Source organism: Streptantibioticus rubrisoli (assembly GCF_024436055.1).
Classification (GTDB): domain Bacteria; phylum Actinomycetota; class Actinomycetes; order Streptomycetales; family Streptomycetaceae; genus Streptantibioticus_A; species Streptantibioticus_A rubrisoli.
In genome coordinates, this window is sequence record NZ_JANFNH010000029.1 from 1 (window position 1) to 26512 (window position 26512).

General features: G+C 69.7%; 17 protein-coding genes. 9 read left to right on the forward strand and 8 right to left on the reverse strand.

The features are described from left to right. Positions 1-10364: type I polyketide synthase (locus NON19_RS33210; RefSeq protein ID WP_443729342.1), on the reverse strand; the 10364-nt coding region annotated here is incomplete at its 3' end. Between the two features lie 223 nt (positions 10365-10587). Between NON19_RS33210 and NON19_RS21670 the strand changes: the two genes are divergently transcribed. After that, positions 10588-11709 (forward strand): nucleotide disphospho-sugar-binding domain-containing protein, encoded by a 1122-nt coding sequence (locus NON19_RS21670; RefSeq protein ID WP_255930459.1) that lies wholly within the window; start codon positions 10588-10590, stop codon positions 11707-11709. A gap of 103 nt (positions 11710-11812) precedes the next feature. Here the strand turns inward: NON19_RS21670 and NON19_RS21675 are convergent, their stop codons facing one another. Genes NON19_RS21675 through NON19_RS21685 form a run of 3 tightly spaced genes read right to left on the reverse strand, consistent with a single transcriptional unit; the run spans position 11813 to position 14463 of the window. Beyond that, entirely contained in the window at positions 11813-13375 is a 1563-nt protein-coding gene (locus tag NON19_RS21675) for a PH domain-containing protein (protein WP_255930460.1), read from the reverse strand. Continuing rightward, positions 13372-13863, reverse strand: a complete 492-nt coding sequence (locus NON19_RS21680) for a PH domain-containing protein (RefSeq protein WP_255930461.1) — start codon at positions 13861-13863, stop codon at positions 13372-13374. The genes NON19_RS21675 and NON19_RS21680 overlap by 4 nt, the downstream gene beginning before the upstream one ends. Positions 13864-13914: 51 nt before the next feature. Further along, positions 13915-14463, reverse strand: coding sequence for a hypothetical protein (locus NON19_RS21685; RefSeq protein ID WP_255930462.1), 549 nt, complete (start codon positions 14461-14463; stop codon positions 13915-13917). Positions 14464-14618: 155 nt separating this feature from the next. Between NON19_RS21685 and NON19_RS21690 the strand changes: the two genes are divergently transcribed. Together NON19_RS21690 and NON19_RS21695 are read left to right on the forward strand one after the other, a co-directional pair. After that, positions 14619-15872: a sensor histidine kinase gene (locus NON19_RS21690; protein WP_255930463.1), complete on the forward strand. Its 1254-nt coding sequence runs from the start codon at positions 14619-14621 to the stop codon at positions 15870-15872. A 19-nt stretch (positions 15873-15891) separates the two neighbouring features. Continuing rightward, positions 15892-16509: a response regulator gene (locus NON19_RS21695; protein WP_443729343.1), complete on the forward strand. Its 618-nt coding sequence runs from the start codon at positions 15892-15894 to the stop codon at positions 16507-16509. Positions 16510-16663: 154 nt separating this feature from the next. Here the strand turns inward: NON19_RS21695 and NON19_RS21700 are convergent, their stop codons facing one another. Both NON19_RS21700 and NON19_RS21705 read right to left on the reverse strand, forming a co-directional pair. After that, a complete protein-coding gene (locus NON19_RS21700) occupies positions 16664-19447 on the reverse strand; it encodes a helix-turn-helix transcriptional regulator (RefSeq protein ID WP_255930465.1) in 2784 nt (927 codons plus the stop codon). A 246-nt stretch (positions 19448-19693) separates the two neighbouring features. Beyond that, complete coding sequence (locus NON19_RS21705) at positions 19694-20569, reverse strand: thioesterase II family protein (protein WP_372514224.1); 876 nt, start codon at positions 20567-20569, stop codon at positions 19694-19696. Between the two features lie 499 nt (positions 20570-21068). Between NON19_RS21705 and NON19_RS21710 the strand changes: the two genes are divergently transcribed. The 5 genes from NON19_RS21710 to NON19_RS21730 all read left to right on the forward strand — a co-directional run bounded on the left by NON19_RS21710 (position 21069) and on the right by NON19_RS21730 (position 23908). Next, positions 21069-21539 carry a MarR family winged helix-turn-helix transcriptional regulator gene (locus NON19_RS21710; RefSeq protein ID WP_255930466.1) on the forward strand — a complete coding sequence of 157 codons (471 nt, stop codon included), beginning with the start codon at positions 21069-21071 and terminating at the stop codon, positions 21537-21539. A 66-nt stretch (positions 21540-21605) separates the two neighbouring features. Next, complete coding sequence (locus NON19_RS21715; protein ID WP_255930468.1) at positions 21606-22187, forward strand: TetR/AcrR family transcriptional regulator; 582 nt, start codon at positions 21606-21608, stop codon at positions 22185-22187. Positions 22188-22194: 7 nt separating this feature from the next. Beyond that, positions 22195-22803 carry a DUF4865 family protein gene (locus tag NON19_RS21720; protein WP_255930470.1) on the forward strand — a complete coding sequence of 203 codons (609 nt, stop codon included), beginning with the start codon at positions 22195-22197 and terminating at the stop codon, positions 22801-22803. 163 nt (positions 22804-22966) lie between these two features. Next, positions 22967-23173, forward strand: a complete 207-nt coding sequence (locus NON19_RS21725) for a MarR family transcriptional regulator (protein WP_255930471.1) — start codon at positions 22967-22969, stop codon at positions 23171-23173. 135 nt (positions 23174-23308) lie between these two features. Then, positions 23309-23908, forward strand: coding sequence for a TetR/AcrR family transcriptional regulator (locus NON19_RS21730; protein WP_255930472.1), 600 nt, complete (start codon positions 23309-23311; stop codon positions 23906-23908). Between the two features lie 26 nt (positions 23909-23934). Here the strand turns inward: NON19_RS21730 and NON19_RS21735 are convergent, their stop codons facing one another. Then, positions 23935-24654, reverse strand: a complete 720-nt coding sequence (locus NON19_RS21735; RefSeq protein WP_255930473.1) for a DedA family protein — start codon at positions 24652-24654, stop codon at positions 23935-23937. A 361-nt stretch (positions 24655-25015) separates the two neighbouring features. On the opposite strand from NON19_RS21735, the gene NON19_RS21740 reads away from it, so the two are divergent. Continuing rightward, complete coding sequence (locus tag NON19_RS21740) at positions 25016-25249, forward strand: heavy-metal-associated domain-containing protein (RefSeq protein ID WP_255930474.1); 234 nt, start codon at positions 25016-25018, stop codon at positions 25247-25249. 75 nt (positions 25250-25324) lie between these two features. On the opposite strand, the gene NON19_RS21745 is transcribed toward NON19_RS21740, so the two are convergent. Next, positions 25325-26092 (reverse strand): SDR family NAD(P)-dependent oxidoreductase, encoded by a 768-nt coding sequence (locus NON19_RS21745; protein ID WP_255930475.1) that lies wholly within the window; start codon positions 26090-26092, stop codon positions 25325-25327. Positions 26093-26512: the final 420 nt, after the last annotated feature.

Below are 26512 nucleotides of genomic sequence, written 5' to 3' on the forward strand. Positions count from 1 at the left end.
TCCACCGGGAACCCGGAAACCCCATCCCCACCCGACAGCACCAACTGCCACAAATCCTCAGGCGACTGCACACCACCAGGGAACCGACAACTCATCCCCACAATCGCAATGAGGTCATCCTCGACCGCTGACGTGACCGCACCGCCCGCCGTCACCACGGCGTCCGCCTCGTCCGCACCCACCAGCTCATCGCGCAGGAACCGGGCCAGGTCCGCAGGAGTCGGATAATCGAAGACCAACGTAGCCGGAAGCCGCAACCCCGTGACCGTCTTCAGATCGTTGCGCAGCTCCACCGCCGTCAGCGAGTCAAAACCCAACTCCTTGAACGCCCGGCTGGAGTCCACCGACTGGGATCCGGCATAGCCGAGCACACCGGCAACGCTGCGGAGGACCAACTCCAGTAGCTCCCGGTCCTGTTCGACCGACGGCAGACCGGCCAGGCGCCGGCCGAGCGTGTTGCCGCCGTTGTCTCCGTCCGCGTTGGCCACCCGGCGCATCGGCGCGCGCACCAGGCCGCGGAACAGCGCCGGTACGTTGCCCGTGGCGCTCGCCTCCGCACGTACGGCGCCGAGGTCGAGCCGCATCGGTAGCAGGACGGCCTGGTCGGCCGCACCGGCAGCATCGAAGAGCGCCAGGCCCTCTTCGGAGGACAGCGGAGCCATGCCGTCACGGGTTATGCGACGCAGGTCGACCGCATCAAGGTGCCCGGTCATGCCGCTGGCCTGCGCCCACAGGCCCCACGCCAACGCGGTGGCAGGCAGACCTTCCGCACGCCGCCGCTGCGCCAACGCCTCCAAGAACGCGTTCGCCGCCGCGTAACTCCCCTGCCCCGCAGCACCGAACGCCGCAGCCGCACCAGAGAACAACACAAACGCCCGCAGACCAGCATCCCGCGTCAACTCATGCAGATGCAGCGCCGCATCCACCTTCGGACGCAACACCCCATCCACCCGCTCCGGCGTCAACGACGAAACCACACCGTCGTCCAACACACCCGCGGCATGCACCACGCCCACCAACGGGCGCTCCACCGGCACCGAACCCAGCAGACCCGCCAACGCCTCCCGGTCAGCCACATCACACGCAGCCCACGTGACGTCTGCACCCAAATCCGTCAGCGTAGAGGCAAGTTCGGCAGCACCCGGCGCCTGGGCCCCACGGCGGCTAACGAGCAGCAGGTGCCGAACGCCGTGCTCGACCACCAGGTGCCGGGCGACCAGACCGCCCAGCGTGCCCGTGGCACCGGTGACCAGCACCGTGCCCTCACCAGCGAAGACACCCGGCGCGTCCGCGTCCCCGCTCACCGGCACACGTACGAGACGTGGCGCACGCACCACACCGCCGCGCACCGCCAACTCCGGCTCGTCCAGCGCAAGTAGCCCCGGATCGACACGCGCCGTGGAGTCATCGATGTCGAGCAGTACCAGGCGGCCCGGGTTCTCCGACTGCGCCGAGCGGAACAGCCCCCGCGCAGCCGCAAACGCCAGATCCCGAACCCCCTCACCCGGAACCGCCTCCACAGCACCCCGAGTGACCAACACCAAACGCGAATCAGCGAACCGCTCATCCGCCAACCACGCCTGGAGCAAACCCAACACACGATGCGTAGCACCCCGCACCGCATCGGCATCAACGGGTGAATCGGCAGCCGCGTAAGCCGCATACTCGACCACAACCGTGCTTGGTACCGGCGAACCGGAATCGACCGCCTCCACCAAGGCGGACAGGTCACCGTTGTTGAGTACGGCCCAGTCCTCGGCGAACAGTCCAGGGGCGCCCGGCGCCGGGACCGGGGTCCACTCCAACTGGAAGAGCGACTCATGATGTCCGGCACCGGCGGCGGCTCGTACCTGCTCAGCCGAAGCCGCACGCAACGCCACCGAGTCAACGGACGCCACCAACTGACCGGAACCATCAGCCACCAGCAGCGACACCGCACCCGGCCGCAGCTCGGAAAGCCGCACCCGAAGCGTCGAGGCCCCCACCGCGTACAGCGAGACACCACTCCACGCGAACGGAACGAGCGGACCGGCGTTCAGCTCGTCCAAGCGCTCGGCGCTGTCCACGCCGACGGCATGCAAGGCGGCGTCGAGCAGTGCGGGGTGCAGCCCGTACTCGCCCGCCTCCTCCCGCGCCTCCTGCGGCAACGCGACCTCGGCGAACAGATCACCATCCCGCCGCCACACCGCACGAAGCCCACGAAAGACCGGCCCATACGCCAGACCAGCCTCCGCCAACTCCCCATACAACCCATCAACCGCAACCGGCACCGCACCCTGCGGCGGCCACACCGCCAAATCCCCGCCAACCGGCACCACACCAGGAGCCAACACACCCGTGGCATGCCGCACCCACGGCTCACCCGCCACCGCATCACGCCGCCGCGAATGCACCGCAAAACCCCGACGCCCCGACGCGTCCGCAGCCTCCACCACCAACTGCAACCGCACACCCACACCGGAAGGAAGCACCAACGGCGCCTCCAACGTCAGCTCCTCAAGCCGCTCCACCCCCACCGCAGCACCCGCATGAACCGCCAACTCCACAAACGCCGTACCCGGCAACAACACCGAGCCCAACACCACATGATCCGCAACCCACCCACGCGAACCAGCAGACAACACACCCGTAAACAGGAAACCACCACTACCAGCCAACCCCACCGCAGCACCCAGCAACGGATGACCAGCAACACCCAAACCAACGGATTCGAGGTCCCCGGCGCCCAGCGCCTCGATACCCGGCCAGTAACGCTGCCGCTGGAAGGCATACGTGGGCAGATCCACCCGGCGCACACCGGTGCCCGCGAAGAACGCCTCCCAGTCCACGGTCACACCACGCACATGCGCCTGGGACAACGCGACGGTCAGCGACTCCGCCTCAGGCCGGTCGCGACGCAGCACGGGAACGAACACCGCGTCCTCGACCGTGACGCACTCCTGCGCCATGGCCGACAACACACCATCCGGGCCGAGCTCGACGAACGTCGCCACACCCTCGGCCTCCAACACCCGCATACCATCGAGGAACCGGACCGCCTCACGCACATGGCGCACCCAGAACTCCGGGGCACAGATCTCCTCGGCGCAGACCACAGCACCGGTGAGGTTCGAGACGATCGGAATCCGCGGCGCCTCATACGACAAGCCCGCGGCCACCTCGCGGAACGCCTCCAACATGCCGTCCATACGCGGCGAATGGAACGCATGGCTGACGGTCAGACGCTTGGTCTTACGACCCCGCGCCTCGAAACCGGAAGCGATCTCCAACACGGCGGACTCGTCACCCGCGATCACCACCGACGACGGCCCATTGATCGCAGCAATGCTCACGCCCTCAACCAGCAGCGGGACGACCTCGTCCTCGGACGCCTGCACCGCCACCATCGCCCCACCGCTGCACGGCAGCTCCTGCATCAAACGGCCACGAGCCGCCACCAACGCACACGCATCATCCAGCGACAACACACCCGCCACATGCGCCGCAGCCAGCTCACCGATCGAGTGCCCAGCCAGGAAGTCAGGCCGCAGCCCCCACGACTCCACCAACCGGAACAACGCCACCTCAACCGCGAACAACGCAGGCTGCGTGTAAACCGTCTGATCCAACAACCCGGCATCCGACCCGAACACCACGTCATACAACGGCCGCTCAAGATGCCCATCCAGCACCGCGCACACCGCATCCAACGCATCCGCGAACACCGGATACGCCGCATACAACTCACGACCCATACCCAGCCGCTGACTGCCCTGACCAGTGAACAGGAACGCCAACTTCCCACCCACCAGCGAACCCTCAACCACACCAGAGGCACTACGACCCTCAGCCAGCGCCTCCAGCCCACCCAGCAACCCATCCCGGTCACCAGCGACCACAGCCGCACGCCGATCCAAGGCAGAACGTGTGGTCGCCAACGAATAGGCGACGTCGGCGAGTTTGACGGAGTCGTCCTCGGCAACCCGGGTGCGCAGTCGCTCCGCCTGAGCACGTAGCGCGTCCTCGTTCTTGCCGGACAGCACCACCGGGACGACCGGGACGACCGGCAGCGCGGCGGCTTCCCCGGCCTCGGTCGGAGCGTCCGTGTCCGGGGCCTGCTCGATGATGGTGTGGGCGTTGGTGCCGCTCAGTCCGAAGGCTGAGACGGCCGCGCGGCGCGGTTGTCCGGTCTCCGGCCACGGCACCGACTCCGTCAGCAGCGAGACCGCACCCGTCGACCAGTCCACATGCGGCGTCGGCTCATCCACATGCAGGGTGCGCGGCAACACACCATGCCGCATCGCCAACACCATCTTGATCACACCAGCGACACCAGCCGCCGCCTGCGTATGACCGATGTTCGACTTGATCGAACCCAGGTAGAGCGGCCGCTCGTCAACCCGATCCTGCCCATACGTGGCCAGCAACGCCTGCGCCTCGATCGGATCACCCAACGTGGTACCCGTACCGTGCGCCTCCACCGCGTCCACATCCACAGCCGAAAGACCAGCGGACGCCAACGCCTGCCGAATCACCCGCTGCTGCGACGGACCATTAGGCGCCGTAAGGCCGTTACTCGCACCATCCTGATTGATCGCACTACCACGCACCACCGCCAACACCGGGTGACCATTCCTGCGGGCATCCGACAGCCGCTCCACCAGCAGCATGCCAACACCCTCACCCCACCCCGTACCATCCGCACCCGCAGCGAACGACTTGCACCGGCCGTCCACCGACAACCCACGCTGACGGCTGAAGTCAACGAAGGCTTCCGGGGTGGACATGACGGTGATGCCACCGGCCAGCGCCAGTTCGCACTCGCCGTTGCGCAGTGCCTGGACCGCCAGGTGGAGTGCGACCAGCGATGAGGAGCACGCGGTGTCGACGGTGACGGCCGGGCCTTCGAGGCCGAAGACGTAAGCGATGCGCCCGGAGACCACGCTGGCCGCGTTGCCGGTGCCGAGGTGGCCTTCAAGGCCCTTCGGCGGGGATGTGATCAGCGAGGCGTAGTCCTGGCCGTTGGTGCCCGCGAAGACACCGGTGCGGCTACCGCGCAACGCCACCGGATCGATGCCCGCGCGCTCGAAGGCCTCCCATGAGGTTTCCAGCAGCAGCCGCTGCTGCGGGTCCATCGCCAGCGCCTCACGCGGCGAGATGCCGAAGAACTCGGCGTCGAACTGGTCGGCGTCGTAGAGGAAGCCGCCGTGGCGGACGTATGAGGTGCCCTGCTGGTCGGGGTCGGGGTTGTAGAGGCGGTCGAGGTTCCAGCCTCGGTCGGTGGGGAACTCGGCGATGGCGTCTTCGCCGCCGACGAGCAGTCGCCACAGTTCCTCGGGCGACCGTACGCCGCCGGGGAAACGGCAGCTCATCGCCACGATCGCGATGGGGTCGTCTTCGACGGGCTTCGCCAGGGGAAGCGTGCCGCTGCCGGAGGTGTCCGCGCTGCCCAGCAGTTCGCCGCGCAGGTAGGCCGCGAGGGCGGAGGCGGTCGGGTAGTCGTAGATCAGCGTTGCCGGAAGGCGCAGTTCGGTCGTGGCGCCCAGGCGGTTGCGTAGTTCGATCGCGGTCAGCGAGTCGAAGCCGAGTTCCCGGAAGGCGCGGTCCGCTTCCACCGAGTCGCGGCTGGTGTGGCCGAGTACCGTCGCGACCTGGGTGCGGACCAGGTCGAGGAGTTCGCGGTCCTGTTCCGCAGCGGTGAGGCCGGTGAGCCGTTCGGTGAGGGTGGTGGCGGCGTTGGCGTCGGTGATGACCCGGCCAGAGCCGATCTGCTTCACCTCGGGCAGGTCGGCGATGAGCGGGTTGGGCCGTGTGGCGGTGGTCTCGCGCGCGTAGCGGTCCCAGTCGATGTCGGCGACGGTGACTGTCGCGTCGCCGTGTGCGATGGCCTGGCTCAGGGCGCGGATGGCCAACGCCGGTGCCATCGGCGGCATGCCTTCGCGCCGCATGCGGCGTTCCAGGGACTCGTCGGCTGCCATGCCGCTGTTGGCCCAAGGACCCCAGGCGATCGAGGTGGCGGGCAGGCCGTCGGCACGGCGTTGTTCGGCGAGGGCGTCCAAGTAGGCGTTGGCCGCTGCGTAGTTGGCCTGGCCCGGCGCGCCGAGGGTGCCGGTGACGGAGGAGAAGAGGACGAACGCCGACAGGTCATGGTCGCGGGTGAGTTCGTGCAGGTTGTGCGCGGAGACTGCCTTGGCGCGCAGCACGGTGGCGAAGCGCTCGGGGGTGAGGGCGTCGAGTACGCCGTCGTCGAGCACGCCTGCCGCATGAACGACGGCCGTGAGTGGGTGCTCGGCCGGGATGGTGGCGAGCAGTTCGGCGAGGGCGTCGCGGTCGGCCGCGTCGCAGGCCGCGATCGTGACCCGGGCTCCGGTGACGGTCAACTCGGCGTGGAGTTCGGCCGCTCCGGGGGCGTCCATGCCACGGCGACTGGTAAGCAGGACGTGCTCAGCGCCGTTGGCCACCAGCCAACGGGCGACCTCGGCACCCAACGCACCCGTGCCACCGGTGACCAGCACCGTACCGGTCGGCGTCCACGGGTTGCCTTCGGCGCCGTCCTGCGAGGCGCGGACGAGCCTGCGGCCGAAGACACCGGAAGCGCGCACGGCGACCTGGTCCTCGTCGCCAATCCCCGCCAGCACGGAGGCCAGACGGCCCGCGGCCCGTTCGTCCAGGGTCTCGGGCAGGTCCACCAGGCCGCCCCACCGTTCGGGCAGTTCCATGGCGGCCACTCGGCCCAAGCCCCATACGGCGGCTTGCGGTACGGCCCGCAGGCGGTCGGAGCGGACGACGGACACGGCCCCGCGGGTCGCGCACCACAGGGGTGCGTCGATGTGTGCGTCGCCGAGTGCCTGGAGCAGTGCGGCGGACGCGGTCAGCCCGTGGGCCTCGTCGAGGGCGAGCAGGGACAGTACACCGTCGACGGTGCGGTGTTCGGCGAGCTGCTCGGCCAGTTGGGCGCGGGTCGTGTCGGCGGGGTTGATGTCGAGGCGCTGGGCGTCCAGGGCGGCCAGCACGGTGTCGATCACGTCGGTGTGCGCGCTGGTGGGGGCCACCACGAGCCAGGTGCCGCGCGGGGTGGGGGTGGTGGACTCGGTGAGCGGCTGCCAGGTGGCCTGGTAGCGCCAGCCGTCGATCACCGAGCGGTCGCGCTGCTGCTGCCGCCAGGCCGACAGTGCGGGCAGCACCTCGGTCAGCGGCTGGTCGATGTTGACCGCCAGTTCGGCGGAGAGCGAGTCGAGGTCCTGGCGTTCCACCGCGTCCCAGAAGCGGGCGTCCGCGGCGTCAACGTCGTTCGCCTCGGCCCGCGTTGTGGTGCTGTCCAGCCAGAACCGCTCGCGTTGGAAGGCGTACGTGGGCAGCTCGATGCGTCGTGCGCCGGTGCCGGAGTAGACCTTGGCCCAGTCCACGGCCCTGCCCCGGACATGGGCCTGGGCGACGGCGGTGGTCAGGGTCTGCGGCTCGGAGCGGTCCCGGCGCAGTACGGGCAGGAACGCGGCGCCGGTGGCGGTGACGCAGTGCTGGGCCATGGCGGACAGCACGCCGTCCGGGCCGAGTTCGACATACGTGGTGACGCCCTGCGCCTCCAACGTCCGTACGCCGTCGAGGAATCGGACGGCTTCTCGCACATGCCGTACCCAGTACTCGGGTGAGCACAGCTGCTCGGCGGTGGCGGTGGTTCCGGTGAGGGTGGAGACGATGGGGATGCGTGGGGGCTGGTACTCCACCACCTGTGCGACGCGGCGGAACTCGGCGAGCATGCCGTCCATGTGCGGTGAGTGGAAGGCGTGGCTGACCGTGAGGCGCTTGGTGCGGCGGCCCTGCTGCTCAAGGCGCGCGGCGATGTCCAGTACCGCGTCCTCGTCGCCCGCGATGACGATCGACGTGGGGCCGTTGATCGCGGCGATGCTCACGCCCTCGACCAGCAGCGGCGCGACCTCGGCCTCGGATGCCTCGACGGCCACCATGGCGCCGCCGCCGGGCAGTTCCTGCATCAACCGGCCGCGGGCGGCGACCAGTGCGCAGGCGTCCTCCAGCGTGAGCACCCCCGCCACATGGGCGGCGGCCAGTTCGCCGATGGAGTGGCCGGCGAGGAGGTCGGGCCGCAGCCCCCAGGACTCCAGCAGCCGGAACAGCGCCACCTCGATGGCGAACAGCGCGGGCTGGGTGTAGGCGGTCTGGTCGATCGGTTCGGAATCGTCGCCGAACACCACGTCCAGCAGCGGCAGTTCGAGGTGCTCGTCCAGGTACCAGCAGGCGTCGTCCAGCGCGTCGGCGAAGACCGGGTAGGTGTCGTACAACTCGCGTCCCATGCCGAGGCGTTGGCTGCCCTGGCCGGTGAACAGGAAGGCGGTGCGACCCGCGACGGGGGCGCCGGTCACGACGGACGGCGTCGCGGTGTCGTCGGCGAGGGCGCGTAGCGCGTCGAGGAAGGCGGGGCGGTCGTTGGCGACGAGCACCGCGCGCTGTTCGAAGGTGGCCCGGGTGGTGGCCAGGGAGAAGCCGATGTCGAGGGTGTCGTACTCGGGCTCGGCGGCGAGTTGGGCGTGCAGCCGTTCTGCCTGGGCGCGCAGCGCGGCCGGGGTCTTCGCGGACAGCGGCCACGGCAGTACGGCGGGCGGGGTGGCCGGGCCGGTCTGCTCCGCCGTGTCGTTGGTGTCGTCGGCGGGGGCCTGTTCGATGATGGCGTGGGCGTTGGTGCCGCTCATGCCGAACGAGGACACACCTGCCCTGCGTACCCGGCCGGTGTCCGGCCACTCGCGGGTGTCGGTGAGCAGTTCGACGGCGCCCGCCGTCCAGTCGACGTGCGGGGTCGGCTGGTCGATGTGCAGCGTGCGGGGCAGTACGCCGTGCCGCATGGCCATCACCATCTTGATGACTCCAGCGACACCGGCGGCGGCCTGGGTGTGGCCGATGTTGGACTTCAGCGAGCCCAACCAGAGCGGCTGGTCGTCGGGGCGGTGCTGGCCGTAGGTGGCGATCAGCGCCTGCGCCTCGATGGGGTCGCCGAGCCGGGTGCCAGTGCCGTGCGCCTCGACGGCGTCCACATCGGCCGCCTGCAGCCCGGCGTTGGCCAACGCCTGGCGGATGACGCGCTGTTGGGACGGTCCGCTGGGGGCGGTCAGGCCGTTGCTGGCGCCGTCCTGGTTGATCGCGGTGCCGCGGACGATCGCCAGGACCGGGTGGCCGTTGCGGCGGGCGTCGCGAAGCCGCTCGACCAGCAGCATTCCGGCGCCCTCGCCCCAGGCGGTGCCGTCGGCCGCGGCGGCGAACGGCTTGCAGCGGCCGTCGGGGGCCAGGCCGCGCTGGCGGCTGAAGGCGATGAACGAGCCGGGGTTGGCCATGACCGCCACACCACCGGCGAGCGCCATGGAGCACTCTCCGCTGCGCAGCGCCTGTACGGCGAGGTGGAGTGCGGCCAGCGAGGAGGAGCAGGCGGTGTCGACGGTGACGGTGGGGCCTTCGAAGCCGAAGGTGTAGGCGATGCGGCCGGATGCGACGCTGGCCGCGTTGCCGGTCACCAGGTAGCCCTCGAAGCCCTCTTCGGCCTCGTGCAGCCGCGGGCCGTAGTCCTGGGTCTCCTGGCCGACGAAGACGCCGACCTGATCGCCACGAAAACCGGCGGGGTCTATTCCGGCGCGTTCGAATGCTTCCCAGGAGGTTTCCAGCAGCAGCCGCTGCTGCGGATCCATGGCGAGTGCCTCGCGCGGCGAAATTCCGAAGAACGCCGGGTCGAACTGGTCGGCGTCGTGGAGGAATCCACCCTCGCGGGCATAACTGGTGCCGGGCCGGTCCGGGTCGGGGTCGTAGAGTCCGGCGAGGTCCCAGCCGCGGCCGGACGGGAATTCGGTGATGGCGTCGACGCCGCGCAGCGCGATGTTCCACAGGTCTTCCGGGGACCGTACGTCTCCGGGGTAGCGGCAGCCCATGCCGACGATGGCGATGGGCTCGTCGTCGGCGAAGGCGGCGGGCACCGCGGCCGGAGCGTCCTGCCCGGTCAGTCCGAGGAGTTCGGCGCGTAGTTGGCGGGCCAGCGCGAACGGGGTGGGGTGGTCGAAGGCGAGGGTGACCGGAAGCCGCAGTCCGGTGGCCGCGGTGATGCGGCTGTGCAGGTCGACCGCGGCGAGCGAGTCGAAGCCGAGCTCAAGGAACGGGCGGTGCGGGTCGAGGTGGTCCGGTGCCGAGTCACGCAGGGCGGCGCGCACCAGGGTGTCCAGCCACTCCAGCAGCGCTTGTTCCTGTTCGGCCGCGGGCAGTTCGGCCAGCCGCTGCCGCCAGGACGGCGTGTCGCCGGTGGCGTCCGCCGCCGTGTCGGGACCCGCTACGCCAGGACCCAAGCCCTTCACGTCGCTGCTTTCGGGCGTGAAATCCTCGGATCCACTCATCAACGCGCTCCATTACCGTGACAGACAGAATCCAACGACCATTTCGCAGCCTGTCATGGAGCACAGCCCTTAAGTAACCCCTCCAAACCCCCTATTCACCCCTATCCGTTGGGTGTGAACAGGCGCCTTGACGGGCTTTGGGCAACCCGATGAGAATGCGCTGGGCAAGCAGGAAAAGTCAAGAATACCGACTGCATTTCACGCAGTCCGAAAGGAGCGCGTGGCGATGCGCGTGCTGTTCGTCTCCTATCCGGCCATCGGCCATGTTTTCCCCACGGTTCCCCTGCAGTGGGCGCTGCGGGCCGCCGGTCATGAGGTGCTGGTGGCCACCGGAAGCTACGGTCTGGAAGTCGCCAACGCCGGGCTGCATGTGGCGGATGTGGCGCCGGGCCTTGAGCTGGAAAGCTTCTTCCAGAGCACCGTGCCAGAGCTGCTGGAGCGGGTACGCAGGCCCGAAGGCCCGGACCCGATGGCCGGTATCCAGTTGTTCGCGCACCTCAACGACCATCTGGCGGACGGCGTCGTGCGCACCGCCGAGGCGTTCCGCCCGGACCTGATCGTCTACGAGCAGATCTTCGTCTCCGGCCTGATCGCCGCGCAGAAGCTTGGGATCCCGGCGGTGCAGCACAACTTCGGCTTCGCGCGCGGCGGTGACATCCGTGCGCTGACCGTCGCCCAACTCACCGAGACCATGCGCCGTCACGGCGTGGACGGCGTGCCGGAGCAGGTGCGCACCATCGACATCGCGCCGCCGAGCATGGTCGAGCCCGAGCCGTACGGCTGGTCGATGCGCCCGGTGCCGTACAACAGCGGTGCGGTACTGCCGGACTGGGTGCTGGACAAGCCGGAACGGCCGCGTATCGCGGTGACGTTGGGAACCGCGTCGGTGCACGTCACCGGTCTCGGTCCGGTGCAGCGGCTGTTGGCCGCGGCGCCCAAGGTGGACGCGGAGTTCGTACTGGCCCTCGGCGAGGTGGACACCAGCGCGTTGGGCGAACTGCCGTCGAACGTGCGGGTTGTCGGCTGGGTGCCGCTCACCGTGCTGATGCAGACCTGTGTCGGCGCCGTGCACCACGGTGGCGCGGGCACCACGCTGGCCGGGCTCAACGCCGGTGTTCCGCAGGTCATCCTGCCGGACGGCGCGGACCGGTTCGTCAACGCCCAGGCGGTGCACGACCGGGGTGCCGGGATCAGCGCCACGGCCGCCGACCTCGACGTGGAGTTGCTGCGTCGGCTGGTGGATGACGAGAAGCTGCGCACCGCGGCGGTCGAGGTGCGGCAGGAGATCGCGACGATGCCGTCTCCGGCGTCGGTCGTCGAGCGGCTGGTCGAACTGGCCGCGCGATGAGCCGTCGGCGGCGACAGCACCCCGCGCACCACTAGAAGTGGGGGGCGACTGGTCAAGTCGCCCCCCACTTCCCGGGGGTTGGGACAGTTGGCCTGTTGGGGGTTCAGCGGCGCCTGCGGTCCCGCCGGTGGGTGGGTACCCGCTCCAGGAACGGGGTGAGCAGGTGCGGCACCGCCTCCTCGGCGAAGGACAACCCCTCGCTCACGGTCACGTCCCGCACCTTGTAGCAGTGCTCACCGGCGGACGTGGTGGCGCCCAAGGTGAGCAGTCCTGAACGGCGTTGGAAGAACGAGCTGGAGATGTTCCAGCCGATGATGCCCTCCCGCTGCAGCGCCACCGTGCGGTGCGCGAAGGTGCCCGAGCGGGTCACCAGGTAGCGGCCGCGCATCCCGTGCCCGAGGGTGCGGTACGCGTCGTACGCCAGCGCCAGCGTGACCGGCAGCAACACCACGGCGGCGGCCACGGCCGCGTAGAGCAGCGCGGTGGACAGCCACAGGCCGAGGGCGGCCAGCGGGATGACGATCAGCGCGGTGACCGTCAGCGCCCGGTTGACGCGGCGCCGAAGGGCGATGCGCGGGTGCGGCCTGAGATCGGTCAGCGAGGTCGGGGACTCGGCCTCGGACAGTACGTCGGCGGCGACGCGCAGCGCCTCCGCACGGGGTACGGGGGGCGTGAGCATCCGGCGCTTGCGGTTCTCGTCCCGGTCGCCCAGGCCGCTGGCCACCGCGTTGAGGCGGGCGCCGCCTGCCCAGCGCAGGAACATCGTCTCGCCCAACTCCACGCCGCGCAGCCGCCGTTCCTCGATGGTGACGGAGCGGGTGACGAGCAGTCCGCGCAGGACCCGGAAGGTGCCGCCGTCCTCCCGTTCGAGCCGGTAGCCGTACCAGCCCTCGGTGAAGGTGGCGGTGGAGAAGATGGCGCCGAGCACCACGATGATCAGCAGTGTGATCAGGATGCCGAACCACAGGGGTACGGATCCGTAGTGGGCCTCGATGTCCTTGACGAACCCCAGTTGCAGCGGGTCGACCTTCATCTCGTGCAGTGTGCGGTACGCGGTGCCGACCGCGGCCAGCACACCGCCGACGCCCCAGATGGTCAAAGGGGCGTAGCGGATCCAGGACCAGTCCATGTCGGCGATCAGGCCGTCGTCCTCGACCGCCGCCGCGCCGAGCGCGTCCCTGCGGCTGAGCAGCCGCTGCCGCAGTTCGGCGGCCTGGGCCTTGCTGACGCCGTCCAGGGTGAGCTTGCGGCCCGCGGAGTGGGTCTGTTCGCCGGTGCCGATCCGCAGCGAGGTGAGCCCGAAGACGCGGTGGACCGGGTTGGCGGTCAGGTCGACGCTGCGGATGCGGTCCAGCCGTATCGCGCGGTGGCTGCGGAACAGCAGTCCGGAACGCAGTTCCACGCGGTCCTCGGTGATGCGGTACCGGGTGGTGAGGTACCGCATCATGCCGATGCTGGTCACCACCAGGAAGGTGATGAGCAGCGAACCCAAGGTGATCAGGGCCTGCAGGTTGACCTTGCCGCCGGTGGCCACCAGGGTGGCCGCCCAAGAGGCGAGCGGGGCGGCCAGCAGGCTGGCGTGTACCAGGATCAGCCGGGCGTTGAGCCGCTCCCACTCGGGGTTCGCGGCGTCCGTGCGGTGCCGGACCGGGGCGTCGGCGCTCATGCCGCGTCTCCCGGCGTCGCCTGCGTGTACTTGGTGAGGTGCTCCACCACGTCGGCGGCGACCCGATGGTCAAGTCCCTTGATCTTCACGGCGCCTGAGGCCGAGGCGGTGGTCACGGTGATCCCGGAGAGCCGGAACATCTGCTGGAGCGGGCCGCGCAGCGTGTCCACCGTCTGGACCCGGGACAGCGGCACCACCCGCCACCGCTGCCACAGCCACCCGGACGAGGCGTACACCGCCTCGTTGGTGGTCTCCCAGCGGTGGACCCGGTACCGCCACGCCGGCATCACCAGCATGTAGGCGAGCCCGGGAACCAGTGTGATGGCCAGGCACCAGCCGAACCAGGTCCTGGCCGGCGGGATGAACAGATAGAGCACCGCGAACACGATCGGCAGCGGCAGCGCGAAGATCGACGACTGCGTGGTCCACCAGGCGACGGCGCGGCGCTCGACGCGGTTCCGAGGCGGACGGAGCCTCACATCATCCATTGCGTTCCACTGCTTCCTTGAGCGTTCCAACCGGTCGTTGCCGCTGGGCAGTTAGTGGGTGCGGACGGGCTCGGCCTGCTTGGTGGCGGCGTTGCCCTGTGCCAGCAGCTTGCGACGCCGGGTCAACAGCACCGCGGTACGGGCCAGCACCATCGCCAGCGACATGAAGACGAAGGCGTTCGCGTAGACGTCCTGCCCGCTGAGCTTGTAGTCGATGCTGAACTTGATGATTCCCTGCGGGAACCAGTGCTCGGTCCCGTAGGCGAACACGACGCGTGAGCTGGACAGGATGACCCACAGCAGAGCGTATCCGATACCGCCCCTGGTGAAGATGTGGCCGGTGGCCGGATCCCGGTGGGCGGGCAGCAGGGCACCGGCTATCAGACCGCAGATGGCCCCCACGCCGATGCCGACGAGCTGCAGCGAGATGTCGTTGCCACCGGTCGGCAGCGAGTGCACAAACAGCGCGATGACGATGGCGACCGCGATCAGTGACCGCGCCATCCGCATGTTGGTCAGGCGCCGGCGGCCGAGGTCGGTCGCCAGGATGATGATGAGGATCGTCGCGCTGGCGATCAGCGCGGTCAGAAACGGGCTCATGTGACTGCTGGCCTTCCCTGGTCTGGCGCCACTCCCTGCGCCACTGCACTCCACGCTAGGGGCGCACCCCGTTCCACCGGGACGACTGAACGGTTGGACCTGCTGTCCACCAGTCGGTGGACAAGCGGACACCGAAGGGTGGTAGGAAGTGTGCTGTGCGCACTCACAGCCCGGTGAACTCCCAGGTGGACGCGGTGGAGCAGACCGCGGACGAGGCCCCCGAGGCCAAGAACCGCTGGTTCGCCCTGTGGGACGGGTACTTCGCCATCAGTTACGCCGTCACCACCGTGCTGCTGTTCACCACCCACGGCGACCAGGCACGGCGCGCCATCGCCATCGGAGCGCTGACGCTGGCGGTCCCGTGGTACGCGGCGCTGGGTCGGGGCCTGATGCTGCACAACACCGTCCACCGGACCGTCAGCAGACGCAACGTCGTGTTCGGACTGGGTCTGTTCGCGCTGTTCGCGGTGGCCACCGGGTTCGACATCTCGGGTTCCTTCGCGCTGTTCGCCATCGTTCCGATGCTGATGATGGCGTTGCCCACCACGTCGGCGATCGCGGTGGTGCTGCTGGCCAGCTTGATGCCGGTGACGGTGGTCTGGCTGACCGGCGGGGACATGGGCACCGTGCTGCCCATCTCCCTGCTGGGCATAGCGCTGTCCGTACTGCTGGGGCTGTGGATCACCCGGGTGGTGCGGCAGAGCCGGGAGCGCGCCGAGTTGATCGACGAGCTGCGGCGCAGCCGTGAGCAGCTGGCCCGGCTGTCCCACGAGGCCGGGATCTCCGCGGAGCGCGAGCGGCTGGCCCGGGAGATCCACGACACCCTGGCACAGGGCCTGACCAGCATCATCAGCCTGGTGCAGGCGGCTGAGTCGGAGGTGACCCACGCCCCCCAGCTGGCCCTTCAGCACCTGGGGCTGGCCGGGCGGGTGGCCAAGGACAGCCTGGCCGAGGCGCGTGACTTCGTCGCCGCGCTCACCCCTCCGGCGCTGCGGGAGAGTTCGCTGGTCCAGGCGGTACGGCGGCAGGCGGAGGGGCTGGAGGCGGAGGCCGGTGTGGCGGTGCGCTGTTCGGTGCGGGGCGCGGACCGGCCACTGCCGATGGCGGTCAGCGTGGTGCTGCTGCGGTCGGTGCAGGAGGCGTTCGCGAACGTGCGCAAGCACGCCAAGCAGGCGCGGAACGTGGACGTCGTGCTGGTCTTCGAGGAGGCCAGCGTCCGCCTGCTGGTGCGGGACGACGGCGAGGGCTTCCAGGACCAGCCGGTGGCCCGCGACGGCGGCGGGTTCGGACTGCGCGGCATGCAGGCCAGGGCGCGCGAGATCAACGGGGTGGCGACCGTCAGCAGCCGCCCGGGACAGGGCACCACCATCGAGGTCACGGTGCCCGCTGAACCGACCAGCGAGGGATGAGGACGTGACCGACCACAACGTGATCAGGGTGCTGCTGGCCGACGACCACCCCGTGGTACGGGAGGGCCTGTGCGCCATGTTGGAGTCCGCCGAGGGCATCACCGTCGTCGGACAGGCCGGATCCGGTGAGGAGGCGGTGGCCCTCGCGTCCCATCTGACGCCTGACATCGTGCTGCTCGACCTGCGGATGGGCGGGATGGACGGGGTGGACGCCACCGGGCACATCCTGCACGCCTCACCGCGCAGCAAGGTCGTCATCGTCACCACGTACGAGAGCGACGCGGACATCCTGCGCGCCGTGGAGGCGGGCGCGGCCGGATACCTGCTCAAGGGCAGTTCCCGGATGGAGTTGATCAACGCGGTGCAGGCGGCGGCGCGCGGTGAGACGGTGCTGACGCCGTCGCTGGCGTCCAAGCTGTTCCGGGCGCGGGCGGTGGAGACCCCGCCGCTGTCCGACCGGGAGATCGAGGTGCTGCGGTTGGTCAGCCAGGGGCTGACCAACGCGGAGATCGGCAGGAAGCTGTTCATCGGCGAGGCGACGGTGAAGACGCATCTGCTGCGCGCGTACCGCAAGTTGGACGTCTCAGACCGCACGGCGGCGGTCATCACCGCACTGGAACGCGGCCTGCTGTCCTGAGCGTTGGAAATACCGGGGGGCGCCACGCCGAAACGCTTTGCCCGGGCCCGAGGGACGGTGTCTGGGGGCTGAGCGCTGGGCACTCCCCCCAGCCACAGGGGTGCGGGAGGCGGGCCCCCACACCCCGAAGCCACCCGCCACGCGGGCCTCGCCGCTAGGCGATGCCCGCCAGGCTGCTCTCGGCCAGCTTCGACGGCAGGTCGCGGCGGCGCTTGACCTTCAACTTGCGGTAGATCCGGGTGAGATGCTGCTCCACGGTGCTCACCGTCACATACAGCTTGGTGGCGATCTCCCGGTTGGTGTGCCCGTGCGCGGCCAGTACCGCGACCCGCGACTCGGCCTCGGTGAGCGCCTCCGCCTCACGTGAGACATCCGTCTGACCGGCGACGGTGACCTCGCCGTCGGCGTCCCCCGGCATCAACTGCTGGCACAACGGCTCCGCCCCGCACGCCTTGGCCACGTGCCACGCCTTGCGCACCAGCAGCCGCGCCCGGTTGAACTCGCCCAGCGCACGGTATCCGTTGCCCAGTTCGCCCAACGCGGCCGCCAGTTGGAGGCGGTCGTCACCGCTCTCCAGCGTCTCGACCGCCTCCTTGAGCAGGTACAGACGGCGCTTGAGGTCCGCGGTGCGGGCCAGTACCAGCAGTTGCGCGCCGCGGGCGCGGTTGGTACCCGTACCCCCGCGCAGCGGCTGCCGTTCGGCCAGCGTCCTGGCCTGCCCGGCCTCGTCCAGGGCGAGCCAGGCCTCGGCGGCGTCGATCCGCCATGGCACCAGCTCGGCGGCGTCGACGCCCCACTCCTCCATCAGCCGACCGCAGGCCAGGAAGTCCTCCAAGGCGGCGTGGTAGCGGCCGGTGGCGAGGTGGCTGCGGCCCCTGGCCCGTAGGTAGTGCAGACCCGGCAGGGTGCGGAACAGGGCGGCGGGCACCGGCTGTTCAAGCAGCGCCATCGCCTCGTCGTGCCGCCCCATCGCCGTCTCGGCCTGGATCAGGGTGCTCAGCGGCAACGCGATGAGCACGCCCCAACTCTGCAGTGAGATCAGCGACATCGCGGAGCGGGCGTGGTGGGCGGCGGCGGGCAGGTCGCCCTGGCGCAGCGCGATCTCGGCGCGCACCGCGGACAGCAGGCCGTGCCACGCGGGCGCGCGGCGGGCCGAGCACTCGCCCAGCAGCCGCTCGCACCAGGCCAGCGCCAGGTCGGCACGGTCCGCGTACAGCAGTGCCAGCAGGGCGAAGACCAGTGGTTGCAGGGTGCTGTCGCTGAGCCGGTAGCGCTGGAGCACCCGCTGGGCCTCGGCAACGGCGCTCTCGCCGCGACCGTCGGCGAGCGACGCGGCGATGGCGGAAGCCGCCTGGGTATGGGCGTCGCCCACGGTGCCACAGGCCCCGCCCTGTGCCGTCGACCGGCTGATCCCGGAGTCCGGGAAGACGGACTGCAGCGGCGGGCTGACCATGGCCAGCCAGCGGCGGGCGGCCTCCAGTGCCGCCTCGTCACAGCCCGGCTCCTGCTCGGTGCGCGACAGTTCGGTACGGGACTGCAGTTCGCGGATCGAATCGACCGCGTCGTCCAGCCGCCCGGACCACGCCAGGTACGACATGGACATCGCCAGATAGCGGCGCGGCAGCCGTCCCGGTTCCAGTTCGGCGGTGAGTTGCGGAAGGTGCTTCTCGGCGGCGGCCGGGCAGTCGCGCCAGACCACGCTGACCAGCTTGGCCTTGATCTCGGCGCGGGTTGCGCCGATCCGGCAGGCTCCGTGGGCGAGTTCGAGGCAGCGCAGCGCGAACTCGGTGTCGTCGTCGACGAGGGCGTACTCGGCCGCCTCCTGGAGCACCGGCACCATGTCCGGCTCGACGTCCTGCTGTGCGGCGAGCAGGTGGCGGGCCACGTCGGGGGCGCTGGCGCCGTCCTTGTGCAGCAGCTGAGCGGCGCGCAGGTGCAGGGCGGACAGGGTGGCGGCGGGGGTCGCGGCCAGTACGGCGGCGCGCGCCGTGGCGTCGCGGAAGGTGGCGCCGTCCAGTACGGCGCAGCGGCACAGGTCCTGGACGCCCTGTTCCGCCGACTCGGCGTGGATCTCAAGCACCCGGCTGAGCAGGGTGGTTGAGCTGGCGTCGCCCAGTACGGCCACGCCTCGGGCCACGGTCAACATCTCGGGCTCGCCGCGGTGCAGGCAGTCGCGCACCGCCTGTGAGAACGTTTCTGCGGGTGCGACGCGCCCGAACGGCTCGCCGCGCTCGGCGCCCTGGCAGTCCTCCAGCAGGGCGCGCAGCAGCAGCGGGTTGCCGCCGGTGATGTGGTGGCACTCGGCGGCGAGTCGGGACGCGGTGGACGGTGCGAAGTGGCCGGCCAGCACGGTGGCGGTGCCCTTGGGGGACAGCATGCCCACCTGGACCCGGGTGCAGTGCGGCTGGCGCAGCAACTCGGCGTGGAAGGCCAGTTGCTCCTGGCGCAGCCTGGTGGCCTCGGTCAGCACGATCAGTATCCGTGCCTGGCGCACCCGTCGGGCCAGGTAGAGCAGGAACTGCAGGGAGTGGTCGTCGGCGTAGTGCACATCGTCGATGGCGATGACGACGGTCCGCTCCCTCGCGAGTTGCAGCAGCGCCCAGGAGGCGAAGGGCATGGCGCGCATCCGGGCGTGCGGCGCCGCCTCATGGGACGCCTCGTCCAACAGCCGTATAGTGTCGGATCGCACCTGCGGCGATATCGAGGGGTGGTCGAAAATCTTTCTCAGTATGCCGAACGGCAGCGGGCGTTCGGCCCGCGAGCCGGTGGCGTCGAGGAGTAGGGCGGATTCCTCGATCGCCTGCTCGGTAAAGCTTTCCAGCAGTTCCGTTTTTCCACTGGCTACCGCACCGCTGACCAGGGCCACACGGCCCCGGCCCTTCATCGCGCTCTGCAGCAGCTCATGCAGCGCGGCCATGTGGCTCTCGCGCTCTACCAACTTCGCGGACAGTGACACAATTTCCCCCGATTCGCATTGCGCCGGGACGCACCCGAGTTAATGTCTCGGCAATGCGTGTAAATCGGAACCATTACGGGTTCGCAGGCCCTGGAAGGCCGGGAACAGATCGTCAGGTCTTTCCGGATCGGGTCCTGGCGGCCCGTGGGGTGGTGGGCGCACCATGGATCCGAAACGGTTCGGGAGACCGGTGGTCAGCCAGGTCTCCGCATACTCCTGCGAGTTGTGCTAGGAGAGTGCGGCACTTCGGTTGGTGAGCGCCGCGGACACGATCTTGACGATCTGCTGCTGATGGTTGGCCAAGAAGAAGTGGCCGCCCGGAAAAGCATGGATGTCGAACGCACCGCTGGTGTGCTCGCGCCAGGCCTGCGCCTCCTCCAGGCTGGTCCGCGGGTCGTCGTCGCCGGTCAGCACGGTGATCGGAGCCCGTACCGTGGCGCCGGGCGCGGCCCGGTACTTCTCGATTGCCGTGTAGTCGCTACGGATCGCGGGCAGCACCATTCGCAGGATCTCCTCGTTGCCGAGGATCTCCGGGTTGGTACCGCTCAACACCCGCATTTCTTCGACGATGCCGTCGTCGTCGCGCAGGTGCACCTTTTCGTCGCGGTATCGGGACGGGGCCCGCCGACCGGAGGCGAAAACGACGAGCGGAACGAAGTCGAGATCGCGCTCCAGACGCCGGGTCACCTCGAAGGCGAGAACGGCCCCCATGCTGTGGCCGAACAGGGCCGTCGGCCGGTCCAACCACGGCTTGAGTTCGGCCGTGATCGCGTCGGCGTATTCATCGATGTTCTCGATGGCACGGTCCTGGCGGCGGTCCTGGCGACCCGGGTACTGCAGTGAAAGGACGTCTACCGCAGGAGAGAGCGCACGGGACATCGGGAAGTAGAAAGGCGCCGACCCACCGGCGTGCGGCAGGCAGACGAGACGTACTCCGCTTTCCTCGGCAGGGTGGAAACGGCGTATCCAACGGCTGGTGTCCTGGAGTTCACCCACTGCACCGAAACTCTTTCCTATGGTTCCCCGACGTGCGGCCGAACGGGATCGTCCCTGCGGAGTGCCTACGCGCATGCTGCTGCGAGGGCGCCGTTGCCGGTCCGGCACTTCGACATGAACTCCTCGGCCCGGCTCCATGTCTAGCAGAACGGGTGATCTAGGGGGTACCCCTACCTTTGGACCTACCACCCGGATAGTGCCTGGGGCTACCGATCGAAGTCCCCCTGTTCTGCCTGGTGGTTGGGGGTGTCGGCCGGGCCTGCGGGGGGCTGCGGGAAACCAGTTGACGGCGCATTCCCATATGAATCCGTGACGCGTTCCCGCCGTCGGGCGGGGGCGCGTCCAGGAGCGCGCGAGGCGCAGCGAGGAGCGCACGGGCGCCAACCGGGGTGGAGGCGGTGGGCTTACCGGGCAGTGCGGATTTTTCCAATACGCGGCCATGCGGCGGGAGCCATTGTGGTGGCCGAAGGGGAGGCGGCACCGGAGCCGTGGGGCGCGGGAGAACCCATGGACCGGGGCGCCTCCCCTTCCAGTGCTTGCAGGGGCCGCTAGCCTGCGATGGGCAGAATTACACTGGGCGGGACGTTTGCTGCGAGGAGGGCACGCGATGTCCCGGACGGACCAGTCGGAGTCGGCAGAGGCGCTGGCCCAGGGCTGGTGTGCGCTGGCCGCTCTGCACTCCCGTATCGCGGGCCGCGTCGAGCGCGCCCTGCAGGCCGCGCACGGCCTCGGTGTGACCGAGTACTCCGTGCTCCGGGTGCTCAGCCGCCAGCAGGGCCACCACATGCGGATGCAGCAGTTGGCGAAGGCCGTGGTGCTCAGCCAGAGCGCCACCACACGCGTGGTGAACAAGCTGGAGGACCAGGGCCTGCTCACCCGCTATCTGTGCGCCGACGATCGGCGCGGCATCTACACCGAGGTCACCGAGGCCGGACGGGCCCTGCTCGACGCCGCCCGTCCGACCAACGACGCCGCCCTGCGCGAGGCCCTCGACGAGGCGGCCCAGGAACCGGAGTTGGCCCCCTTGGTGCGCGCCGTGGAGGCCGTCGACCCCGTTCCTGGCGCCGTAACCCCGTAGGCGTCCCGACACCCAGGATCCGGCGGCCATGTTGGCATTGTAACTACTAGTACGTACACTGAGCGCATGGACACGGCTGACCGTCTGATCGAAAGTACCCGTGAGCTGCTCTGGGAGCGCGGCTACGTGGGGACCAGCCCGAAGGCGATCCTGCAACGCTCCGGGGCGGGCCAGGGCAGCATGTACCACCACTTCAGCGGCAAGGCCGACCTCGCGCTGGCCGCCGTGCGACGATCCGCCGAGCAGATGCGGACGACGGCCGACGCCCTGCTGTCCGCGCCCGGTACCGCCCTGGAGCGGATCACCGCGTACCTGCGCCGGGACCGCGATGTGTTGCGCGGCTGCCCGATCGGGCGCCTGACGATGGACCCGGACATCATCGCCAGCCCCGAACTGCGCGCGCCGCTGGAGGAGTTGTTCAGCTGGCTGCGACAGCGCCTCGCCGACGTCATCGCGGAGGGCCAGTCCCATGGCGAACTCGGCGGGCACCTGGACCCGTTGGCCACCGCGGCCGCCATCGCCGCCACGCTGCAGGGCGGTTACGTACTGGCCCGCGCCGCCGACTCGCCGGAACCGTTCGAGCACGCCGTAACCGGCGTACTGGCGCTCCTGACACCAGCCAACCGCCCGGCCACCGAAGGGGATTGACACCGCCATGTACGCCATGCAGTACCAGATCACGCTGCCCGCCGACTACGACATGGGCATCATCAGGCACCGCGTCAGGACCCGGGGTGCGGCCCTCGACGCCTTTGCGGGCCTGGGGTTGAAGGCCTACCTGATCCGCGAGCGGGCAAGCGGCTCGCCGGTGAACCAGTACGCGCCGTTCTACCTGTGGCACTCGGTCGACGGCATGAACAGGTTCCTTTGGGGCGGCTGCGGATTCCACGGCATCGTCGAGGACTTCGGGCGCCCGCCCGTGGAGCACTGGACGGGCGTCGGCTATGAGCGCGGCCCCGCCTTCGCCAGCGCCCCGCGCGCTGCCACGCGCCACACCCGGCCCGTACCGTCTGGCGTCGACCCCACCTCCTTCGTAGCTCGTGAACTCGACGCACTGCGGGCGCATGCGTCCGCCCCCGGGGTGCACTCCTCGGCGCTCGCCATCGATCCCCGGCATTGGGAGTTGATCCGCTTCACACTCTGGGAGCACTCCGTCGAGCGGCAGGACGGTGAGATGCACTACGAGGTACTGCACCTGAGCGCACCGCAGGCAGCCGAGCTACCGACCGGCCGGCACTGGTGGCAGCAACCGCGAGCGATCTGACGGCATTTCTCGCTCTCGGCACGATTGTCACTATTAGGCCGATTCTCCGTCACAGATGTCCCACAGGGCCTGTCCGGCAACGGGTGGCGCCGTTGCCCAGGCACACAGTGGCTGCACAGCAGCCACTATCCGTTGTGGCTCTCCCCCTGTGGAGGTGTCAGAGATGCCGGACCTAACGCTGTGGTCGTACGCGGACATCGCCGCGCATATCCGGGTGCGTACCGACACCGTGCGCTCGTACCGCAAGCACGGCCTGCTGCCGCCACCGGATGTCGTGGAGGGCGGTAAGCCCTTCTGGTACGCGGACACCATTCGACTGTGGACCTCCAGACGACCGGGCAACCGGTCACGCGGGAAACGGGACTGGTGATCGTGGCGCAGGACCACATGGCACGGCGGCGTCAGGGCTCTGGCGCCGCCGCCGTGTTGTGCCCCGACAACTACTATACGAGCGTCCTAGACGTTTGTATAGGACGACTGTAAGAATCAGGGCTACGATCGAGCCATGGGACATCGCGAGGATCTGCTGGAGGGTGCCAAGCGCTGCCTACGGGAGAAGGGCTACGCGCGCACCACGGCCCGCGACATCGTGGCGGCTTCGGGCACCAACCTGGCCTCCATCGGCTATCACTACGGCTCCAAGGAGGCGCTGCTGAACGCGGCGCTGATGCGGACGGTCGAGGAGTGGGGCGAGGAACTGCGCACCGCGCTGGCGTCCGAAATCGACCTCGACGCCACACCGCTCGAACGTTTCGTCGCGGTCTGGACCCGAATGATCGCCTCGCTCGACGAGCAACGTCCGGTTTGGGCCGCCAGTTTCGAGAGCTTCACCCAGGTCGACCGGCTGCCCGAGGTGCGGGCGTTCCTCGTCGAGGGGCTGCGGCAGGCGCGTTCGGCAATGGCGGCGCTGTTCCTGGGAGTTGACCAGAGCACGCTCGACGAGCAGCAGTCGCGTACCGTCGGCTCGTTCTACTACGCACTGCTGAACGGGGTGATGGTGCAGTGGATGATCGATCCGGACAGCGCCCCTTCAGCCTCTGACCTGGCCGAAGCGCTACGGACGATCTCGGGGCGAATGGGTGGCGCGGAAGCACCCACGGCCTGAACAGCCGCGTCCGGTTGGCCGATTGGTCATCCGCTGGCGACGTCTGGCGCCGTTTCCTCCAAGGCCGGGGCGCGAGCGGGCTGGGGGCCGTCGGGGGCGGTGGGCGGCTCCGCGCCCGGCGCCGACCGGGCGTGGCGGCGGGCGGCGAACTGCACCAGGCCGCCCAATATCGCCACGGCCAGCGAAACCCCGAGGCCAAGCCCCATCGCGTACAGCGAGTTCCCGGTGGCCTGGCCGCCGACATATCCGATGCCCACCGAGTACGTGGCCCACAGCGCCTCCGCGAGCGACGCGCCGATCAGGAAGCGGCGCGCCGGGTACCGCACGATCCCGGCCGCCAGTCCGCCGGTCACCCGGCCGCTCGGCAGGAAGCGGCAGCCGATGACGAACGGGATCCCGTACCGCTGTATCCGGCCCACCGCCCATTCCAGCAACTGCCCGCGGCTGCGGCGCCGATGGAGCCGTGCCCGTACCCGGTCGCTGACCGCCCGGCCGGTGCGGTGGATGACCAGGTCCCCGGCGAGCGCTGAACCGGCGACCACCAGCAGGACGAGGGAGATGTTCAGCCGCCCGTCGGCCGCGAGGATGCCACCGGTCACCAGCAGGGCGGAGTTCGGCACCAGCGGCGGGGCGGTGGTCAGCGCCAACAGCACATAGCCCCACGGCGTGTTGCCCGCCAGGTGCTGCGAGGGCGCAGACGTGAAGTCCAGCGAGTCCAGTGCCGCCACGACCGATGAAGCGCTCATGCCGCCGTCCCTCATTCCGGGTCCGGCCCGGCTCCTCGAACAGCCCCACCCCGGGATGCAGCCAGTTCCATGACGACGGTGCCAGGTGGCGTACCGGCCGGGCAATCGCGTTCCGGCGAATCCGACGGGTCCACAGCGGAATCCATCCGCCAGTACGACGGCACCTGCTCTGTACGGTGTAGGAGCGGCTGTCGAACGTCCGCCCTGAGGGGGACTCCGGCGCGTTGGCGCACTCCGCACCGCCGGTGACACACCGGCGCCCCAAAATCCTGGGAATACCCGTGGGGGGTATAGGGTTCACCGTACGGAGGCGGCGTCCGCCTCCCCGGCGACACCGGACACGCACACCCGGAGGACACCCATGACCGCCACCAACTCCGACACCGCCACCGTCGTCTACGCGGTTTCCGGCATGAGCTGCGGCCACTGCGAGAAGGCGATCAAGGAAGAGCTGTCCACGCTGCCCGGGGTCACCACCGTCGAGGCCGACGCCAAGGCTGGAAGGGTCTCGGTGACCGCCACCGCCCCGCTGGACGACGACGCGGTACGCGCCGCCGTTGACGAGGCGGGATACGAACTCACCGGCCGCGCCTGACCGGTACGCGCAGGTTCTGGCCCAGAACCACGCACCGGTTCCGGGCCCGGACCCCTCGCGCCGCTGGCCGCGGTGTCAACGCCCGAGCAGCTCGCCCCCGTTGCACTGCAGGATCTCGCCGGTGATGAACCCGGCGTCGGGTGAGGCGAGGAACACCACTGCGGCGGCCACATCGCTCGGCCGACCGACCCGGCCGACCAGGGTGCGCCCGGCCCGCCGGGTCAGCTCCGCGTCATTGAGCCGAGCGCCGAAGAACTCGGTCCCGGCGACCGTCCCCGGCGCCACGATGTTGCACGTCACGCCCTGCGGGCCGAGTTGGGCGGCCAACGAGTGGTTCCAGGCGTGCAGCGCGGCCTTCGAGGCGCCGTACGAGCCGCCACCGCGCAGCGCGGCCAGCGAGGTCACCGTGATCACCCGGCCGCGTTCCGGGGTGAGCCGGTCGCGCACCGACTCGGTGAGCAGTACGGCGGTCAGCACGTTGCGCTCGAAGTCACCGCGCCAGCGGGCCAGTACCGCGTGCGGACCGGCACCCGCGGCGGCCTCCCGGCTACCCGCGTTGTTGACCAGTACGTCGATGCGCTCAGGGAGCCGGCCCAGCGCCGCCTCCACATCGTCCGGATCAGCCAGGTCGCAGATGACCGGGGTGACCTTGCGGCCGTGCTCGGCGGAGAGTTCGTCCGCGGCGGAGCGCAGCACCTCACGGCGCCGTCCGACGATCACCACGTCGTCGCCGGCCGCGGCGAACCGGGCGGCCACCGCACGCCCGATGCCCGTGCCACCGCCGGTGACCACAACGGTCCTTGGCGCCATGCCCGCCGTACCGTCCGTCTCGTTCCGCACCATTTCGTTCGCCCGCCCCAACACCCGCTGCTGACTGGGCGTTTAACGCTACGCGATGGTCAATCTCGGTTGGGCGCAGGGGGCGGTGTCGACGAGCCTCGTGCATCTGGCGTAGCCCGTGCCTATTTGCCCTGCACTACGGCAGCGATCAAGGGAGACCTAGATCACACTCAAGGCAACGTAACCATGGAGGGGGGTCGTTGGTCTAACCGATCGATCACCGGGCTCCCGGCGGACTCGGTGACGGTGTGGGGTCGGCCGTCTTGGGGGACGGCAGGCCCGCGTGGCCGGGGCGAAGCCCGGAGAGCTTGAGCGGCCCTCCCGGACTGTTTCGTCCCGGCATGGCGCACGGAAGCATGATGCCCATCCGAACGCCCGGTACGGACCCGTGGGGGGATCCGATTCCGGGATCCAGGGCGCCCC